The 4,325-nt window shown below is 37.3% G+C and carries 5 protein-coding genes; all 5 read left to right on the top strand.

Annotated features, from left to right (window positions below; all coding sequences use genetic code 11):
- Positions 1–23 precede the first annotated feature (23 nt).
- The 5 genes from AC1VS3_RS12710 (at position 24) to AC1VS3_RS12730 (ending at position 4,264) form a co-directional block, all read left to right on the top strand.
- Positions 24–707 (top strand): fluoroquinolone export ABC transporter permease subunit, encoded by a 684-nt coding sequence (locus AC1VS3_RS12710; protein ID WP_143475916.1) that lies wholly within the window; start codon positions 24–26, stop codon positions 705–707.
- Positions 704–1,090: a hypothetical protein gene (locus AC1VS3_RS12715; RefSeq protein ID WP_481275676.1), complete on the top strand. Its 387-nt coding sequence runs from the start codon at positions 704–706 to the stop codon at positions 1,088–1,090. The genes AC1VS3_RS12710 and AC1VS3_RS12715 overlap by 4 nt, the downstream gene beginning before the upstream one ends.
- Positions 1,091–1,315: 225 nt before the next feature.
- Positions 1,316–1,951, top strand: coding sequence for an ABC transporter ATP-binding protein (locus AC1VS3_RS12720; RefSeq protein ID WP_017144557.1), 636 nt, complete (start codon positions 1,316–1,318; stop codon positions 1,949–1,951).
- Entirely contained in the window at positions 1,944–2,690 is a 747-nt protein-coding gene (locus AC1VS3_RS12725; RefSeq protein ID WP_481275677.1) for an ABC transporter permease, read from the top strand. Before AC1VS3_RS12720 ends, AC1VS3_RS12725 begins: the two co-directional genes overlap by 8 nt.
- Before the next feature lie 365 nt (positions 2,691–3,055).
- On the top strand, positions 3,056–4,264 hold the full coding sequence (locus tag AC1VS3_RS12730) for a helix-turn-helix domain-containing protein (protein WP_226906247.1): 1,209 nt from the start codon (positions 3,056–3,058) through the stop codon (positions 4,262–4,264).
- Positions 4,265–4,325: the final 61 nt, after the last annotated feature.

Below are 4,325 nucleotides of genomic sequence, written 5' to 3' on the forward strand. Positions count from 1 at the left end.
GATATTACAGGGAGGACACTTCAATGAGATTGGGACGTTTAATTTGTGGTGATATACATTTCCAATGGAAATATGGTTTCTATTTTATCTACTTTATATTAACAGTTTTATATGTGTGCGGGATTGCCGCTTTGCCGGAACATTGGAAAACGGATATTGCTTCTATTATGATCTACTCTGACCCGGCAGCAATGGGATTGTTTTTCATGGGAGCGATTGTTCTTTTGGAAAAAAGTCAAAAGGTATTAAATGCTATGGTGGTATCCCCTGTAAAAATATCGGAATATATACTTTCAAAAACAGTTGCGTTGATTGCTATTTCTACGGTAATCGCATTGATATTAGGGGTAGTTTCCGACAGCAATCATTTACTTGGTATCACAGTTGGTACGGCTTTGACCTCAGCAATCTTTACTATGCTTGGAATTATTGCAGCTACAAAAATTTCAAACTTGAACCAATTTCTCATTGTGATTATGCCGATAGAAATTGTTTGCTTTGTACCACCTATTGTTGGTCTGTTTGTGAAGTTACCATATCTGTTCCGCTTTTTTCCATTCACAGCTTGCATGAACCTTATAACTGGAAAAAGCGTTTTACTATCGTTTGATATGGTACTTGTAATTGCTACGTTGATTATCCTCTACATAGTTGCGCGACATACAGTTAAGCATATGTGGAAAAGTTTAGGAGGTGTAAAGCTATGAAAAGGATATTATCCAGTACCATACAGGTATTTAGACAAATCAAGAGTGACCCTATGATGTTTGCAGCTTGTTTTACGCCTTTTGTCATGGGAGCTTTGATTAAATTAGGTATTCCCTTTCTTGAAAGAATAACAGATTTTTCTTTGCAAGCATACTATCCGATTTTTGATTTACTACTTTCTATCATGGCTCCTGTATTACTCTGCTTTGCATTTGCAATGATTACATTAGAGGAAATCGACGATAAAGTGTCACGGTACTTTTCGATTACCCCTCTTGGTAAGTCGGGGTATCTCTTTACAAGGTTGGGAGTACCCTCAATTATTTCGGCGGTCATCGCTTTTATTGTACTGTTACTTTTTTTACCTAAAAAATACCAATAAAATGTAAGGTTTCTAGAAGCATTTCCTGTTCGCTATCGTACTTTCTTAATCTATCATGAAGTGATGAATCGCAATACCTATTTTCTCAATATAGCGCAAAAATTATCCATCCGATATCTTTAGATTAAATTGCTCCATATGTTTGTAAAGTAAGTACGAAACATTTTGCATACTATTGGAAGCATATGGAAAATTATGCTATCCTTAAGAAAAGGAAGTGGTATTATGTTTGAAATCAAAAAGCTTAAATTTAAACATATTTTACAGATTGATCATCTGATGATTGATCGTCAGATCACATGTCTGATTGGCCCCAGCGGAAGTGGAAAAACAACACTGTTAAGAATGCTGAACCGCCTGAATGAGGCAGAGGAAGGAAGCATTTATTTTAATGGCGTAGATATCAAGGAAATGCATCCTATCAAACTACGTCGTAAGATCATCATGTTGGGACAGACGCCTATTTTATATTCGGGTACAATTGCAGACAATTTGCAAATCGGCTTAAGGTTGAGTGAACAGCCGCTTGCTGATGAAAATCGTTTGCTTGCTTATTTAGATAAGGTCGGTTTACATAAGGAACTCAATGATACTTGTGAAAAGCTGTCAGGCGGAGAAAAACAACGTCTATGTTTAGCACGTGTTCTTTTAATGGATGCCGATGTATATTTGGCAGATGAGCCTAGCAGTGCAATGGATAAGGAAACAGAAAGCTTTGTTATAGATAATTTAGTAACCTTTGTGAAGGAACATGACAAGCAACTGGTTATGGTGACACATAGTTCTGAGATTGCACAGCGTTATCCTCATGGTTTATTGGAACTTGCCCAAGGTGGCTGTAGGGGGTATGTATATGAATAATACAGTTATGGATCTTTCTATTTTAAATTTAGCCATCGCCTATGTGTTTGTGCTTGTTTTGTTGGTTATTTTCAAGGCAAGAGGCATTCGTCGCGAAAAGATGATTTTGATTGCGACCACACGAATGACTATTCAATTGACCTTGATGGGATTTGTCTTATTGTATGTATTCAAACATCCCAGCTGGTGGCTGACATTAAGTATGCTTGCCATCATGTTAGGCTTTGCCGTTTATAATGCGTTAAAGCGCGTTAAATACTCCATGTCAAAAGAATTAAAACGCTTAGTTGCTCTTTCCATGATCATCGGTTATTTGGTGACGGCAGTGGTCTTTATGCTATTGGTGTTACAGGTAGAACCTTGGTTTAATCCACAATACTTCATACCGATCAGTGGTATGATCATTGGCAATAGTATGACAGGGATTGCCCTTGGGGCAAACCGTCTGTGCGCCAATATGCGAGATCATCGTGAGCGTATTGAAAACAGTCTGATGTTAGGGGCAACGTGTAAGGTAGCAACGTTTGATGAGGTCAATGACGCCTTTGACAGTGCTATCTTGCCAACCATGAATAACATGATGACGATGGGAATCGTATCTTTACCGGGAATGATGACAGGACAAATGTTATCAGGAACTTTCCCACTCACGGCTATTAAATATCAGATTGGTATCATGTTGGCCATCCTTGGCTGTACGGCTATTACGGTTGTCATCTTTGTGACGCTTGGTTACTAAACCTTCTTTACTTCCAGCGCGGCTTTAAAGTAATCTGTTTATTCAAAACAAATAATTATACAGGAGTGTGGGCAGTAGATAAACAGCTCACACTTTTTCCTTGCAAACTTGAATCATCTGTGATATATCTGTTATACACGCGTGCAATATACGAGATGTGGGCTATCTTGGTTAGAAGATAAGGGGGATGACACCTGAATAGAAGCAGAGAAAAATTATCGTTATTACGGTCCTGTTTACATGCTTTTACATGAGCAAGAGATGTGGATCATTACGAATCGTATAGAAGTAGGAGAGTAGTATGAAAATAAATATCGTATATCAATCAGGTTATCCATTCATGATGTTGGAATAAGCATATGCAAATGGAATATATAGGAGCGTATCTGCGTTTTAAGCGAGAACAGCAGCATAAAGATGCAGGCGCACTTTGTCTGTCTTGTAACCTTACCCGCATGCAGCTGCATAGTATTGAACAAGGAAAAAGTGAAGCACATCCGAATACAATCAAGCGCATTTGCGACTATCTGAACATTGATTTTATAGCTTTATTTCAACATCAGGAAAAGTATCGGGAATTGTTGGAAGAATCCTTTATTGCATTGATTTATATGCGAAAGGATGAGCAACAGATGCTTATGCAAAAGATCGAAGCCTTACATTTTGAACATTCCATCTTATATCCGCAATATCTATTGATTCATCTGATGTATGTGGCTATTCATGAAGGTGCTGTAGAAAAGTATCAAAGCCTATTAAAACAATGCAGTTATTTTATTGACGTTCTAGAACCACGTCATCAATTTATCTATTATTTATATAAAGGATATTACCAAATGTTGTCAGGACAGTTAGAAGAATCTTTGCATACTTTATGCTTTGCGGATGGCTTATCGGTATTAGAACATCGTGAAATCTTATACAGTATGTATGGACGTTTGTATTACTATCGTAGAGAAATCGTATTAGCGATTGAATATTATAAAAAAGCATATGAGTTATTAGAAAAGAAATGGAATATCAATCGTCTGTTGGCTACGCAATGTGCTTTAGCTGCCTGCTATAATCGTATGAAGGAATATGATGTTGCCTTGCAGCGTCTAATGGATACGTTAAAGCTTGCAAAGCAGTATAAGAATACGGCCGTTATTGAGCGAACATATTATGAATTAGTGATGAATCGCTTTATGGTAAGAGATTATCACAGTGTCATACAATTAGGTGAGAAGGCTATAACGATACATCATCAGCCGCAATATCTTTATTTTTTAATATCCTATGCCAGTGTAAAAGAAAATGAGATGGAAAAAGCATATCTATGGCTAAAACAACGTTTAAAACAAGACACCAATGCTTTATTGCAGCAGCTATTGACTTATGTGTATCATATGGCACAGGGGACAAGTGTTTTACCTTATTTGGTAGAACTCATTCAGCAATTGGAAAAGAATCAAATGGATACCTGTGAGTTATATCGCTTTTTATTAGAAGATTTAGCAAATCTTTATCATGATGCCGGTTGCTATCAGAAGGAAAGTTATTGTCTTCGTAAATTGATGCAGATGGGCTATTAAACGACTTGGCGTCTTATAGGACGCCTTTTTTATGTGTGGCGGGCATGCCACATATCTAGGG

It is taken from the genome of Longicatena sp., from assembly GCF_982403165.1.

Bases quoted from the DNA above. Each gene is read 5' to 3' on its own strand.
- AC1VS3_RS12710 (WP_143475916.1), top strand. From the start codon at position 24: ATGAGATTGGGACGTTTAATTTGTGGTGATATACATTTCCAATGGAAA.
- AC1VS3_RS12725 (WP_481275677.1), top strand. From the start codon at position 1,944: ATGAATAATACAGTTATGGATCTTTCTATTTTAAATTTAGCCATCGCC.
- AC1VS3_RS12730 (WP_226906247.1), top strand. From the start codon at position 3,056: ATGGAATATATAGGAGCGTATCTGCGTTTTAAGCGAGAACAGCAGCAT.
- AC1VS3_RS12720 (WP_017144557.1), top strand. From the start codon at position 1,316: ATGTTTGAAATCAAAAAGCTTAAATTTAAACATATTTTACAGATTGAT.
- AC1VS3_RS12715 (WP_481275676.1), top strand. From the start codon at position 704: ATGAAAAGGATATTATCCAGTACCATACAGGTATTTAGACAAATCAAG.